Annotated in this window: 12 protein-coding genes; 5 read left to right on the forward strand and 7 right to left on the reverse strand. The window is 44.6% G+C overall.

What is annotated here, in order from left to right:
* Positions 1 to 37: 37 nt before the first annotated feature.
* Positions 38 to 2,278 carry a sodium-translocating pyrophosphatase gene (locus IDJ75_RS20005; RefSeq protein ID WP_191177436.1) on the reverse strand — a complete coding sequence of 747 codons (2,241 nt, stop codon included), beginning with the start codon at positions 2,276 to 2,278 and terminating at the stop codon, positions 38 to 40.
* 147 nt (positions 2,279 to 2,425) lie between these two features.
* On the opposite strand from IDJ75_RS20005, the gene IDJ75_RS20010 reads away from it, so the two are divergent.
* The 3 genes from IDJ75_RS20010 (at position 2,426) to IDJ75_RS20020 (ending at position 6,059) form a co-directional block, all read left to right on the forward strand.
* Positions 2,426 to 3,862: an APC family permease gene (locus IDJ75_RS20010; RefSeq protein WP_191177437.1), complete on the forward strand. Its 1,437-nt coding sequence runs from the start codon at positions 2,426 to 2,428 to the stop codon at positions 3,860 to 3,862.
* Positions 3,834 to 5,249, forward strand: a complete 1,416-nt coding sequence (dacB, locus tag IDJ75_RS20015; protein WP_191177438.1) for a D-alanyl-D-alanine carboxypeptidase/D-alanyl-D-alanine endopeptidase — start codon at positions 3,834 to 3,836, stop codon at positions 5,247 to 5,249. Before IDJ75_RS20010 ends, dacB begins: the two co-directional genes overlap by 29 nt.
* A gap of 213 nt (positions 5,250 to 5,462) precedes the next feature.
* On the forward strand, positions 5,463 to 6,059 hold the full coding sequence (locus IDJ75_RS20020; protein WP_191177439.1) for a tetratricopeptide repeat protein: 597 nt from the start codon (positions 5,463 to 5,465) through the stop codon (positions 6,057 to 6,059).
* 2 nt (positions 6,060 to 6,061) lie between these two features.
* On the opposite strand, the gene IDJ75_RS20025 is transcribed toward IDJ75_RS20020, so the two are convergent.
* Positions 6,062 to 7,018 carry an MBL fold metallo-hydrolase gene (locus IDJ75_RS20025; protein WP_191177440.1) on the reverse strand — a complete coding sequence of 319 codons (957 nt, stop codon included), beginning with the start codon at positions 7,016 to 7,018 and terminating at the stop codon, positions 6,062 to 6,064.
* Between the two features lie 28 nt (positions 7,019 to 7,046).
* On the opposite strand from IDJ75_RS20025, the gene IDJ75_RS20030 reads away from it, so the two are divergent.
* Positions 7,047 to 7,352: a hypothetical protein gene (locus IDJ75_RS20030; protein WP_191177441.1), complete on the forward strand. Its 306-nt coding sequence runs from the start codon at positions 7,047 to 7,049 to the stop codon at positions 7,350 to 7,352.
* A 40-nt stretch (positions 7,353 to 7,392) separates the two neighbouring features.
* On the opposite strand, the gene IDJ75_RS20035 is transcribed toward IDJ75_RS20030, so the two are convergent.
* Positions 7,393 to 8,487: an AI-2E family transporter gene (locus tag IDJ75_RS20035; protein WP_191177442.1), complete on the reverse strand. Its 1,095-nt coding sequence runs from the start codon at positions 8,485 to 8,487 to the stop codon at positions 7,393 to 7,395.
* Between the two features lie 174 nt (positions 8,488 to 8,661).
* On the opposite strand from IDJ75_RS20035, the gene IDJ75_RS20040 reads away from it, so the two are divergent.
* Positions 8,662 to 8,838, forward strand: a complete 177-nt coding sequence (locus IDJ75_RS20040; RefSeq protein ID WP_191177443.1) for a DUF6496 domain-containing protein — start codon at positions 8,662 to 8,664, stop codon at positions 8,836 to 8,838.
* A 49-nt stretch (positions 8,839 to 8,887) separates the two neighbouring features.
* Here IDJ75_RS20040 and IDJ75_RS20045 read toward each other — a convergent pair whose 3' ends face one another.
* From IDJ75_RS20045 to IDJ75_RS20060, 4 genes are read right to left on the reverse strand one after another with little or no spacing between them, the layout of a single operon-like run.
* Positions 8,888 to 9,400, reverse strand: a complete 513-nt coding sequence (locus tag IDJ75_RS20045) for a hypothetical protein (protein WP_191177444.1) — start codon at positions 9,398 to 9,400, stop codon at positions 8,888 to 8,890.
* A 14-nt stretch (positions 9,401 to 9,414) separates the two neighbouring features.
* Positions 9,415 to 10,404: a Gfo/Idh/MocA family protein gene (locus IDJ75_RS20050; RefSeq protein WP_191177445.1), complete on the reverse strand. Its 990-nt coding sequence runs from the start codon at positions 10,402 to 10,404 to the stop codon at positions 9,415 to 9,417.
* A 14-nt stretch (positions 10,405 to 10,418) separates the two neighbouring features.
* A complete protein-coding gene (gene ligA, locus IDJ75_RS20055) occupies positions 10,419 to 12,434 on the reverse strand; it encodes an NAD-dependent DNA ligase LigA (RefSeq protein WP_191177446.1) in 2,016 nt (671 codons plus the stop codon).
* A gap of 51 nt (positions 12,435 to 12,485) precedes the next feature.
* Entirely contained in the window at positions 12,486 to 13,334 is an 849-nt protein-coding gene (locus IDJ75_RS20060) for an endonuclease/exonuclease/phosphatase family protein (RefSeq protein ID WP_191177447.1), read from the reverse strand.
* Positions 13,335 to 13,446: the final 112 nt, after the last annotated feature.

Below are 13,446 nucleotides of genomic sequence, written 5' to 3' on the forward strand. Positions count from 1 at the left end.
GTAAATCGAAGGGCCTTCCTATTCTATTCATAAATCCTTAGATCTTTTTATCTACGTGGATCTGGTGTACGTTCATTGATTGTACTTTTTCTTGTTTCTGCATCATTTTGTTGGTGCTATCGGCACTGTTTAAGTGCGGCGCAATAACCAATGAAACGATTGACATTAACTTGATCAGGATGTTCATTGACGGGCCTGAAGTATCTTTGAACGGATCGCCCACAGTATCACCTGTTACTGATGCTTTATGTGGTTCTGATTTTTTGTAGTAGATCTCGCCGTTTATTTCCACACCTTTCTCGAATGATTTTTTAGCATTATCCCATGCACCACCAGCGTTGCTCTGGAAGATCCCCATTAACACACCTGATACGGTAACACCTGCCAACAAACCGCCCAATACCTCAGGGCCAAATGCAAAACCGATGATGATAGGCGTAATTAAAGCGATAAGCCCAGGTGCAACCATCTCGCGGATAGAAGCTTTGGTTGAGATCTCCACGCATTTTTCATACTCGGGGCGTGCCTTATATTCCATAATGCCCGGTATCTCGCGGAACTGGCGGCGAACCTCTTCAACCATCGCCATTGCCGCGCGGCCTACTGCCGAGATACACAATGCCGAGAAGATGAATGGGATCATCCCGCCCACAAATAAACCTGCCAAAACGTTGGCTTTGTAAATATCAATATGCTCAATACCGGCAACACCCACAAAGGCCGCAAATAAGGCCAGTGAGGTTAATGCAGCAGATGCAATGGCAAAACCCTTGCCTGTTGCTGCTGTAGTGTTACCTACGGCATCCAGGTTATCTGTACGGTGGCGCACTTCTTCAGGTAAGCGGCTCATTTCGGCAATACCACCGGCGTTATCGGCAATAGGGCCAAACGCGTCGATAGCTAACTGCATAGCTGTTGTTGCCATCATACCGGCGGCGGCAATAGCCACACCGTATAAACCTGCAAAAAAGTATGAACCATAAATACCCGCTGCCAATACCAAAATAGGCAACACGGTTGATTCCATACCAATTGCCAAGCCACCAATAATATTGGTTGCATGGCCTGTTGATGATTGTTTGATAATGCTTAAAACCGGGCGTTTACCCATAGCAGTGTAATACTCGGTAATGATTGACATTAACGTACCTACAACCAACCCTACCAGGATAGATGCGAAAACACCATTCTTGGTAAATACTAATGAGCCTGCTTTAATAGCGCCGCTGGCATCAAGGTCACGTTTCAGGTTCATGCTGCCTTCCGGAAGCATCCATTGTACCACAAAATAAGTAGCAATTGCCGTTAAAACGATAGAAGCCCAGTTACCAATGTTCAATGCGTTTTGTACGCTGTCGGTTTCTTTTTTGATCTTCACCATAGCAGCGCCAACAATAGAGAATATCAGGCCCAGGCCTGCAATTACCATCGGCAATAAAACCGGGGCAATACCGCCAAAATTATCGGCTGATACAATTTCACGGCCCAGTACCATGGTAGCAAGCATTGTAGCCACGTACGATCCGAACAAATCGGCACCCATACCGGCAACGTCGCCTACGTTATCGCCTACGTTATCGGCAATGGTGGCAGGGTTACGTACGTCATCCTCAGGGATACCGGCTTCAACCTTACCTACAAGGTCGGCACCTACGTCGGCCGCTTTGGTATAAATACCGCCACCAACACGCGCGAATAACGCGATAGACTCGGCACCTAACGAGAACCCGGCTAATACATCAAGCGCTTTAGCCATAGCTTCACCATTAACGTTACTACCCGTAACATTTACCACATACATCTGGTAAAAAACAATAAATAATGAGCCTAAACCGATGATAGCTAAACCCGCAACGCCAAGGCCCATAACCGTACCGCCCGTAAACGATACCTTTAATGCCTGTGCCAAACTTGTTTTAGCCGCCTGTGTAGTGCGCACGTTTGATTTTGTTGCGATACGCATCCCCAGATAACCCGCAAAAGCCGACAGGAAAGCACCGATAATAAAAGAGATGGCAATAACCGGGCTTGATGTAGCCACAGTAGTACCGCTCCATGCTAATAATATGCCAGCAACAATTACAAAGTAGCTTAGTATTTTCCACTCTGCACGTAAAAAGGCCATCGCACCATCGGCAATGTAACCTGCCAGTTGGTTCATGGAGGCATCGCCTGTTTCCTGCTTGGTAACCCAGGCCGATTTAATCGCCATCACGATTATGCCCACGAGCCCAAAAACAGGGATCAAATAAATTAAGTAAGTGTTCAAAAGATCCATATTCTATAATTAGTGTTTATTAAGTGTGCTATTTCATTTGCGCAGAGCGCGTTCATAATTTGGTTGCCGCAAAATATAAATTAATTTCTTTACAATAGCCTGTCAATTAAAGTTTTTGAATAGTTTAGTGGTTTAAACTAAACCCTAATGTCAAAAGACACTACTCAACCCAAATTAAAGCACGAACTGAGCCTGTTAGACGGCACTATGCTGGTAGCCGGTTCTATGATCGGTTCAGGTATTTTCATTGTAAGTGCCGATATTACCCGCAACGTAGGTTCGGCCGGGTGGCTTATCGCCGTATGGATCATCACCGGCTTTATGACCCTTACCGCGGCCCTTAGCTACGGCGAATTAAGCGCCATGTTCCCAAAAGCGGGCGGGCAGTATGTTTACCTGAAAGAAGCTTATAATAAACTCATTGCCTTTTTATACGGTTGGAGCTTTTTCGCCGTAATACAAACCGGGACGATAGCTGCCGTGGGTGTGGCGTTCTCCAAATTTACAGCGTATATGATACCGGCTGTAAGCGAGGATAATATTTTGCTTCAGGCCGGTTCATTTAAAATTAGCGCTGCCCAGGTAGTATCTATAGTACTGATCGTATTACTTACCTATATCAATACAAAAGGCGTAAAAGGCGGCAAGCTTATCCAAACCACCTTCACCATGACCAAACTGATCAGTCTTTTCGGGTTGATAGGCTTTGGCTTTTTAGCATTTAAAGGTGATATATGGACCGCTAACTGGACAAACGCCTGGGATTTGCACAACCTAAATAAGGATGGCAGCGTAACCGCTTTAACCTGGGGCACCGCTTTAGGCGCTATAGCAGCGGCAATGGTAGGCTCAATTTTTAGCAGCGATGCCTGGAACAGTGTAACCTTTGTTGCCGGCGAGATGAAGAACCCCAAACGCGATGTAGCCTTAAGCATGATGTTTGGTACCATCATCGTAACTATAATTTATGTTTTGGCTAACGTGGTTTATACCGGTGTACTATCCTTACATGAAATTACCATTGCCGATAAAGACCGTGTTGCGGTAGCTGCATCGCATGTTATTTTTGGTAACGTGGGTACATATATCATCGCGGTGATGATCATGATCTCCACCTTTGGCTGTAACAACGGGTTAATTCTTTCAGGCGCGCGTGTTTATTATACCATGGCTAAGGATGGCGTTTTCTTTAAAAAGACCGGCACCTTAAATGAATTTGGTGTACCACAGTTTGGTTTGTGGATACAATGCTTTGTAGCATCATTGTTATGCTTAAGCGGCCGTTATGGCGATTTGCTTGACATGATCTCCTTCGTGGTCGTTATCTTTTACATGTTAACTATTGCAGGTATTTTCATCCTGCGTGTTAAACGCCCCAATGCCGAAAGGCCTTACAAAGCAATTGGTTACCCAATACTGCCTGCTATTTACATTATTATGGGTATAGCTTTTTGTATACTGCTTTGTATCTATAAATGGCAATATCCCGTTTATGGTTTAGTTATTGTTTTAATAGGCATACCGCTGTATTATATATCACAACGTAACGTAAAGCATGAGGATAAACCTGAAGTACTTAGTTAGTTTTTTATTTATAGCAAATATTGCGGGGGCGCAAACCCTGCAGCAAAATATACAGAAAGCATTTACCCGCTTACAGCAGGATAGCCAGTGCCGTTATGCTTCGGTATCGTTAACGGTGCTGGATGCCAAAACAGGCGAAACAGTTTTTGCAGGCAACCCTGATATGGGCCTGGCACCCGGCTCTACCCTAAAAACGGTTACCAGCATAACCGCTTTTAATGTTTTAGGTAAAGATTTTCAGTTCCAAACCCAACTGGGTTATACCGGTGCTATCAGTACCGATGGCACCCTTACCGGCGATATCATTATTAAAGGTGGCGGCGACCCTACCCTGGGCAGCTGGCGCTGGGCATCAACCAAAGAAGGCGTTATTTTAAATACCATGGTAGCCGCTTTGAAAAAGGCAGGCATCAAAAAAATAAACGGCCGTGTAATTGGCGATAACGGGTCCTTCAAAAGTCAAAGCATTCCTGATGGCTGGATCTGGCAGGACCTGGGCACCTACTACGGCGCTGGCATTGCCGGGCTTTGCTGGCGCGAAAACCAGTTTGATATTCTACTAAAAACCGGTAGCATTGGCAGCACTATCAGCATTGCCGGCACTAATCCTGAAACCAACTACCTGCAATACAAAAGCGAATTAACAAACGGCCCTTCCAAAAGCGGCGACCTCGCTTACCCCTACCTGCCATCCTTTGGCAGCAAGGTGATGTACCTGCGTGGCACCTACGCTATCGACCAAACCAAGAAACGCGTAGCCGCCGCCATACCCGACCCTGCTTTTGATGCCGCACTGCGGTTGACGGATACCCTGAAAAGCATCGGCATAACCGTAAGCAACGACCCGCAATCGTCTATGATGCTGGCGGATAAAGGACAGGCTATACCCGCAGCAACAAAAAGTATTACCACTATTTTATCGCCCGAGTTAAGTAAAATAGTTTACTGGCTTAACCAAAAAAGTATTAACCTATATGCCGAGCAATTACTGGCAACCATAGCCGCAAAGGCAGGCAAACCGGCATCTACCAATGATGGTGTGGATGCCATGAAAGCGTTTTGGGAACTGAAAGGCATCGACAAACGCTCCATGAATATTTTTGACGGGAGCGGTTTATCTCCCGAGGATAGGATAACCACCAACACAATGGCACACGTGCTGCAATCGGCCCGTAGCGCAACCTGGTTCAATGATTTTTACGAGAGCCTACCTGTATATAACGACATGAAGATGAAGAGCGGCAGCATCAACAGTGTACAGGCCTACGCGGGTTTCCAAACGCACAACGGCCGCCAGCTTTGCTTCTCTGTTATGGTGAACAATTACAGTGGCCCAGGCAGTGGTATCAGGGCAAAGATGTTTAAGGTGCTGGATGAATTGAAGTAGTTTGAGGAACACCGGAAAAAAAGAAAGCTATGTCATTGCGAGCGATAGCGTGGCAATATCATAGAACTGGCGAATATGCTAAGATTGCCACGTCACTGCGTTCCTCGCAATGACATTAAACGGATTTCCTCCACTGTTGTTGGTGACAACACCAACAACAGTTAGGCACGTTAAACATTAAACTAAATTGAATATCCACCGTCAAAACCAGGTATGTTAAAAAAGGCCTTCCTCATATTGATCATTACATTTGCAGCGGTAGCGGCTTACGCCCAAACTGCCGACGAGGTATATAACCAATACCTTGATTTTAACCTGGCACGCCTGCAGGGCGAAACCGATAAGGCTTTAACACTAGGGCAGGACATCATCCCCAACGCCGATAAGCTTAAGGACAACGTACGTAATAACTTTTACTACTCCATAGGTAACCTGTTCGAGAACGACGGGCAGTCGGTAAAGGCCATTGAATTTTACGAAAAAGTTGCCGCCGCGGTACCAAACTATTATGTTGTGCAGCGTGCCTTAGGTTATCAATACCTTAAACAGGTAGATGAACTAACTAAAAAACTTAATGCTACCAAATCTGACCCGAAAGAAAATAAACGAATAGTAGGTTTGTATGAAAAGGCCATAAAAAAAACTCTCCCTTATTTAGAAAAAGCCCAGGCCTGCGACCCAAACGATGATACCCTCGCGCTTATTAAATTGCTTTACAGAAATATCAGGGACACGCAAGCATTAGCTACATTAAATACCCGGCTATCGGCCTTATCCAAAAACTGTGTCGATCTGCTGGACGATAAGTAACACTAAAACTCCACAGCTTTGCCTTGCTGCGGGTATATAAGGTTTAAACCCAGGCTGTTTGCCGCTTTTAACTGTGTTTTTATTTTGGTTATACTTTTATACGGTGGCTTTAAGTGAGTTACCACAACATTTAATCCGTTCAATGTACCACCCGCCAGTTTGCCAAGTTCACTCATTTCGTTCATGAGCAAGCGCGGGGTAAGGTGGCCAAAAAGGCTTTTATCCGGCTGCTCATTAGGGAAGGATACTTCTATCATAATAGCCTTTAGCTTTTTCGCTTTCACCAATGGCGCTACTGCTGCCCACAGGCTGTGCAGGTTATGGCTTTTCTCTATCTCATCGGCACCCGTATCGCCCAGGTATAAAATATAGCTATCCTTGCTCCTCACCAAAAACGCGGTGCTTGTTAAATTAGAATGGCTCAGCGGAAAAACCTGCACCTGCATTTCGGTATTCTCAATAACTGTTTCGCTACCCGGTTCCAATGGTTTATAATGATATTTTTTTAGTTGCGGCGCGCTTCCTTCATCGGTAAAATTGGCCCAGCTTTCCCACGTAAAATAATGGTTTTTAAGGGTTTCGAGGGTGCTTTTTAAGCCGTAAATATTTTTGGAAGTATCATCCGGCGAATTCATGACCATACCGGCCAGATGATCAAGATGGGCGTGCGAGATAAAATAGCCTTTGATGTATTGGCGCAGCACAACAGCTGCAGGCACGGCAAATGTTTTATTGGCTGCTCCTTTGGCTATGCCATAATGCAGGGTACCGGCATCCAGGCAAATGTAGTTAAGCGAACCCTTTGGTGCCAGCATATAGGCCGACAGGTTACTTTCATCAGCACCGCCCAAAACGCCTAAAGGCACTATACGGAATGACGCCGCCGGCTTAACCTGCGCTAAGGCAAAAACAGGCAAAAGTAAAAAAGCAAACAGGGAGAACTTACGGTGATTATACATTGTGCCAAATTTACTAATTTGGCCGCTAATGAAAACAAGCCAGATAGCCGCAAAAGTTGTAACCAGATTATTTTTCTTTTTATTGCTGATAGCGCTTATACCGTTCATACAGGGCGATACATCAAAACTACAGCACCTTTACCTGGCGCCTAAGCAGGCCTGGACCCTGGTGTTCCCCATTTTGCTGATACTGGGTTTTATAGCGTTGCTTGTTATTTGCTCTGTTAAAAAATTCAGTAAAACAGATCTGAACTGGCTGTTAGTATTAAATACCGTTATACTTATCATTTACGCCATTACGCTGTATATACACATATACCAGCTCATAAAATAAATGATTGATCCTGATGGCAATAGCCCTAATCAACTAATCACTACTCTGTCTTCATCTTTTTCTCTGCCGAATCTTTATACTCGTAATCGCCGCCAAGGAGGTAGCCCCATGGCTTAAGGCTTTCTATCCTGTCGAAGATAATCTTAAAGATGGCTATCACCGGGATAGAAAGGAACATACCGGATAACCCCCATATCATTTCGCCTATAATAATACCTATAAAGGATATTAAGGCATTTAACCGCACCTTAGAGCCCACAACCGCCGGTAGTAAAAAGTTAGCATCTACAGCATGTATACCAATTGTACAGGCGGCAACGGTAAGGGTTTGGCTTATGGTACCGGTGGCAAACGTAACCAATGTGCTTAACAGTAAAGCGCTAAAAATACCTATGTAGGGTATAATGTTAAATACGCCAACAATAATTCCCAGCAACGCGGCATACTTAATACCGATGATGTAAAATATGGTAATGGCCATCCCGGCTACTATAACCATTTCTATCATCAATCCTAAAATATACTGGCGTAATATTTTTTGTACGTTCTCAACAATATCAACTACAATGTTTTTGTTCTCATCGCTAAAAACCCAGGTAATAAAACGGAATAGCAGCCTGCGGTAAAACAGGATGAAAAAGGTAAAAATGAGTATAAATACGTAAAATAACAGCAGTGATGATACTGCCCCGAAAGTAGTACCCAATACCGCCGTGCCAGATGCCATGATCTTATCGGCGGTACTGTGCACGTATGTCATTTGCTTATGAGCGTTAATGTGAAAAGTACCTTCTACCCATTGCCGTAAGCTTCCTATCGACTCTTTCACCTGCCCCTGCAGCATAGGCCAATCGTTTGCAATGTTTGATATTTGCGCGCCTATGAGGTACATAATACTGCCAACAAAACCAATAAATAACAATATGGATAAAAAGGATGATGCGCTGCGCGGCAGGCGGCATTTTTTTTCGAAAAAGTTTGAAACCGGCAGTAACAATACTGCAAACAAAAAACCGAAGATCATGGGGTCTACCAGTTCTTTGGCTATTACTACCAAATATCCCAGCACGCATACCCCGATCAGGATAAGCGCTAACCGTTCATAAAAAGGGGCAATGAGTTTTTTTGTTGGCATATAGCTGCAATATTTTATCAGCTCAACATACAGGTGTTTTATATGTTTCAGAGGCTAACGTAAATTTGCAATAAAATATTAGCTATTCTAAATTTATCCTTTTTATAATTGCCAATGCCCCCTTTCTGGCAAACACTTTGCTATGAATACATTATAAACTTAATACATACTACCATGGCAAAATATTCAGAAAAGGCGAGCGAAAAGGTTGAAAAAACCATGCACGAAATGAAAGAGGGCAAGCTAAAAAGCGGCAGTGGCAAAAAAGTTACAAGTAAAAAACAAGCTGTTGCAATAGGCTTATCAGAGGCGCGTAAAGAGGGCGCAAAAGTACCTAAGAAAAAGGATTGATATCACGGTACAGAAATAAGCCCCGTATTATACCCGGGGCTTATTCATCTTAGTTAAAGGTAAATTCGTTATTTATCCAATACTCAAGTTTTCCATCTTTATCAATATCTATAAGCTTTTCAACATCATTATCACGCTTATGGGCGGGCTCCATATTATACTTTTCAATTACCGCCTTTAGTGCCGCCAGGTTAGCAAGCGCTTTATTAAAGCCTGTTTTATGTTGTATAGCATATTTACAAAATTGAGACATGTATATAAACCCCAACTGTGGGTTGGTGTCTGACAGGTCCATAATGGCTTGCTTTAACTCAATAACTACATCAGGTGTGCCCTGGGCCCATTGCAAAATAAACTGGTTTGCGGCTTCTGTTTTTACAGGTTCGGTACCCCAGGGGGTACGCATCAGCCAATCGGCGGCCTTTATAATATCGGCCTCATATTTAATATAGTCTTCGTGTTTTTTAAAATGATAATCTTTTGGCACTTCATAGGTTTGTGCCGATGCCTTCAGGCCTGTAAGCAGTGTTAATAATAAAACAGTGCGGATTATCTTTTCCATGTTATTAGCTGATGCTAAGATAATTTTATTTTTTGAGATATTGTAAATGAGTCCATTACTTTCATCAAGGCCACCGCTTCATCAATTGTGCAGGGGTTGGGGCCTTCGTTTTTAAAGTACGATACTATTTTTGTGATCATGGGCTGCTGGATATGCTCGGGATGGGTAAAGTTTACAGTTTCCTCCCCCTCTTCATTTTTTAAGGTAACAAACGTACCAAAAAATGGAAAGGTGATCTTCCCTTTTGTACCGATGATCTCGCAAAGATCTGTAGCTTCGGCCGGGGCCACATTAAAGCACCACGAGCCATTTACTACCACTTTATTTTTAAAAACAATCTGCCCGCAAACATGGTCATCTGCCGGGCTAAATTCTCCCTGATTAAGGCTGTAGCCGGTGTATGCCGCAGGTTCGCCAAAATAAAACAGCATCAGGTCCAGTTGGTGCGGCGCCAGGTCATGAAAGTAGCCACCACCCGAAAACTCGGGCTGTAAGCGCCAATTGTTTGTATTAGCTTCAGGATTTGGGTTTTGATATTTCCACATCCTGATCTGTACCGTACGGATCTCGCCCACGGCACCGCTATCAATTAAACTTTTTACATGCAAAAACATGGGCAGCGCGCGGCGGTAATGGGCTACGGTAAGCTTAGCGCCGCTTTCCCTTACGGCATCGGCCATTTGCTGCGCTTCCTGTGCGTTGCGGGTAACCGGCTTTTCTACATAAATGTTAAGGCCTTTCTTAATCGCCCGTAAGGCATACTCCAAATGCGAAGCCGGCGGCGTAGCTATAGATACCGAGTTTACCGCAGGGTCGTTCATCAGGTCTTCAGCATCGCTGTACCATTTATCAACATGGTGGCGCTGCGCGTAATCGGCGGCCTTTTCGGCATCGCGGCGCATTACGGCAACCAGTTTGCTATCGGCTATTTTATTGTAGGCTTGCCCGCTCTTTTTTTCGGTTACGTTGCCGCAGCCTATAATACCCCATTGTATTGCTGTCATTTTTGCTTGTATTTTTAGCCGATCATCGTCATCAATTCGTCGTCACTTATTATCGGGATGTTTAGTTTATTGGCTTTCTCCAGTTTAGCCGGGCCCATGTTATCACCTGCTACCAAAAAGTTCAGCTTGGCAGATATACTGCTCAATATCTTTCCGCCGTTTTGTTCAATCAAATCTTTCAACTCATCGCGCGAATACTTCTCAAACACACCGGAGATGATAAAGCTTTGTCCGCTTAGTTTTTCGCTCGCCAGGGTTACTTCTTTTTCTTCGGCTATAAATTGCAGGCCGCGCTCCCTCAGCTTCTCTATTTCTGCGCGATGGCTCTCATCGGCAAAATATTCAGTGATGCTTTCGGCAATCCGGCCGCCTATCTCTTCGGCTGCGGTAAGTTCTTCTGCCGTAGCCGCCATCAGGTTATCAATAGTTTTAAAATGCGCTACCAGTTTTTTGGCCACGGTTTCGCCTACATAGCGAATCCCCAGGCCGAACAATACTTTCTCAAAAGGCTGCTGTTTCGATCTCTCGATCCCATCCAGCATGTTGTTGATAGATTTCTCACCAAAGCGACCAAGCTGTTTCAACTCATCGGCACGCTCATGCAGGATATAAATATCACTAATGTGTTTAATAAAATTATGCCGGTACAGTGTTTCGATGGTCTCGTCGCCCAGGCCATCAATGTTCATGGCTTTACGGCCTATGTAATGCTGCATTTTACCCACAATTTGCGGTGGGCAGCCTTCATCATTAGGGCAATACCACGCAGCTTCGCCCTCGGTGCGTAATAGCAGCGTGCCACAAGCGGGGCAATGGGTTATATATTCAATGGCTTTTGCACCGGGCTTGCGTTTATCCAAATTTACGCTGATAATTTTAGGGATTATCTCCCCTCCCTTTTCTACATAAACGGTATCGTGTTCATGCAGTTTAAGGCGCTCGGTTATTTCGTCGGCGTTGTGCAGTGTGGCACGTTTTACGGTTGTACCAGCCAATAATACCGGTTTTAAATTGGCTACCGGTGTAACTGCGCCAGTGCGGCCAACCTGGTAGGTAACGGCCAGCAATTCTGTCTCTACCCTTTCTGCTTTAAACTTATAGGAGATAGCCCAACGTGGCGATTTGGCGGTGAAGCCCAGTTCCTGCTGCTGCGAATAATTGTTTATTTTAATAACTATCCCATCGATATCATAACTCAGGTTATGGCGTTCGGTATCCCAGTGGCTTATAAACTCAAGCACGCCGTTGATATCGCTCACCAAACGGCTATGGTTATCTACATGAAAACCCCAGCTTTTTACAGCTTCCAGGCTTTCCCAATGGGTTTTAAATAACGTTTTTTCGGTATATAAGCCGTATAAGAAACAATCCAGCGGGCGGCGGGCCACCTCTGCCGAGTCCTGCAGTTTCATGGTACCCGATGCAAAGTTACGGGGATTGGCATAAGGTACTTCTCCGTTATCAACACGTTCCTTGTTCAGGCGTTCAAAGGCTTTCAGATGCATAAACACCTCTCCCCGGATCTCGAACATGTCCGGGTAATTACCCGTATTCAGTTTCTTTGGGATAGTATGAATAGTGCGTACATTAGTGGTCACCTCATCCCCCTGTGTGCCATCGCCACGGGTAACCGCGCGCGACAGTTTCCCATCCACATACGTAAGGCTCATTGATAAGCCGTCGAACTTCAGTTCGCATACATATTCAAAATTATCACCAATAGCCTTGCGGATGCGCTGGTCAAAATCAATCAACTCCTGCTCGTTATAGGTGTTGCCTAATGAGAGCATGGGCCAGCGGTGCTTCACGGTCACAAATTCTTTAGTGATATCGCCACCAACTACCTGTGTTGGCGATTCGGGGTCGGCAAACTCAGGGAATTGCTTTTCCAGCTTGCTTAATTGCTCAAGCTTTTGGTCAAATTCGTAATCAGAAATAGTAGGCATAGCCAGCACATAGTAGTTATAAGTGTGCTGTCTTAATTCGGCAGTAAGCGCTTGTATCTGGTCTTTTGCTTCGGTGGGCGACATAGTAGCGAAGATAGGAATTGTTGTTTAGCTATGATAATATCAAATAATGAATTACTTAATCACATCCATAACAGCTACTACCGGGTAATGATCTGACGGGGTGCGGCCATGGTAGGTATTGGTTAATATACCGTAGCGTTTTACCTTAAATTGTTTGGTCACAAAAATATGGTCGATGCGTTTGTCGCCGGCTGTATTGGCATTAAACTCGTTAAAGGTATCGCTTGGCGCAAGTTTTATGGGCGACAGCACGTAGCTATCCTTCAGCAAACCCGAGTTATTGATCACCGCGTAGCTATCTGATGTTTGGTCTACATTAAAATCGCCGGTGAGGATGGTTGGCATAGTGCCTGCCATTTGTTTAATTTTTGCCAGTACCAGCCTGGCGCTTTCGCGGCGGGCAACCACACCTATGTGATCCATATGCAGGTTAAAAAAGTAAAAAGTAAAGCCGGTTTTAATTTCACGGAATTGCGCCCAGGTGCATATACGCGGTAAGGCAGCATCCCAGCCCTTGTTGGGTTTATCGGTAACTGTCGACATCCAGAAGTTTCCTGTTTTTAACACCTTAAACTTATCCGACTTATAAAATATCGCGGAATATTCGCCGGCTTGCTTACCATCGTCGCGGCCTATGCCAAGCCATTTGTAACCCGGCATACTATCGGCCATATTAACCAACTGATGGTGCTTGCCCTCTTGGGTGCCAAATATATCTACATCTTCAAAAAGCATTAATTTTGTTATCCACGGGTAGCGTTGCCCCCAGCCGTTGCCCGCAGTTGAATCGCCCCCATTTGCATTACGCAAATTATAGGTGCCAAATTTAAATTGCTGTGCCCGGGTAAAAGTAGCCGTAGCAGTAAGCAACAGCAGGATGAGTGTTATTTTGATTTTCATGGTAGGAGAAATTGATATGCAAATATAAAATCATTGCCGTCCCATTTATGGGAAGGATCAATAAATTTGCTAATTGGCTTTAGCCAAATGATTTCGGCTAAAGCCGGGGGAA

This window comes from Mucilaginibacter rigui, assembly GCF_014773275.1.
Classification (GTDB): domain Bacteria; phylum Bacteroidota; class Bacteroidia; order Sphingobacteriales; family Sphingobacteriaceae; genus Mucilaginibacter; species Mucilaginibacter rigui_A.

Coding starts and splice junctions, on each gene's coding strand:
- IDJ75_RS20010 (WP_191177437.1), top strand. CDS start 2,426: ATGTCAAAAGACACTACTCAACCCAAATTAAAGCACGAACTGAGCCTG.
- IDJ75_RS20050 (WP_191177445.1), bottom strand. CDS start 10,404: ATGACAGCAATACAATGGGGTATTATAGGCTGCGGCAACGTAACCGAA.
- IDJ75_RS20005 (WP_191177436.1), bottom strand. CDS start 2,278: ATGGATCTTTTGAACACTTACTTAATTTATTTGATCCCTGTTTTTGGG.
- IDJ75_RS20030 (WP_191177441.1), top strand. CDS start 7,047: ATGAAAACAAGCCAGATAGCCGCAAAAGTTGTAACCAGATTATTTTTC.
- IDJ75_RS20035 (WP_191177442.1), bottom strand. CDS start 8,487: ATGCCAACAAAAAAACTCATTGCCCCTTTTTATGAACGGTTAGCGCTT.
- dacB (WP_191177438.1), top strand. CDS start 3,834: ATGAGGATAAACCTGAAGTACTTAGTTAGTTTTTTATTTATAGCAAAT.
- IDJ75_RS20060 (WP_191177447.1), bottom strand. CDS start 13,334: ATGAAAATCAAAATAACACTCATCCTGCTGTTGCTTACTGCTACGGCT.
- IDJ75_RS20045 (WP_191177444.1), bottom strand. CDS start 9,400: ATGGAAAAGATAATCCGCACTGTTTTATTATTAACACTGCTTACAGGC.
- IDJ75_RS20020 (WP_191177439.1), top strand. CDS start 5,463: ATGTTAAAAAAGGCCTTCCTCATATTGATCATTACATTTGCAGCGGTA.
- IDJ75_RS20040 (WP_191177443.1), top strand. CDS start 8,662: ATGGCAAAATATTCAGAAAAGGCGAGCGAAAAGGTTGAAAAAACCATG.
- IDJ75_RS20025 (WP_191177440.1), bottom strand. CDS start 7,018: ATGTATAATCACCGTAAGTTCTCCCTGTTTGCTTTTTTACTTTTGCCT.
- ligA (WP_191177446.1), bottom strand. CDS start 12,434: ATGTCGCCCACCGAAGCAAAAGACCAGATACAAGCGCTTACTGCCGAA.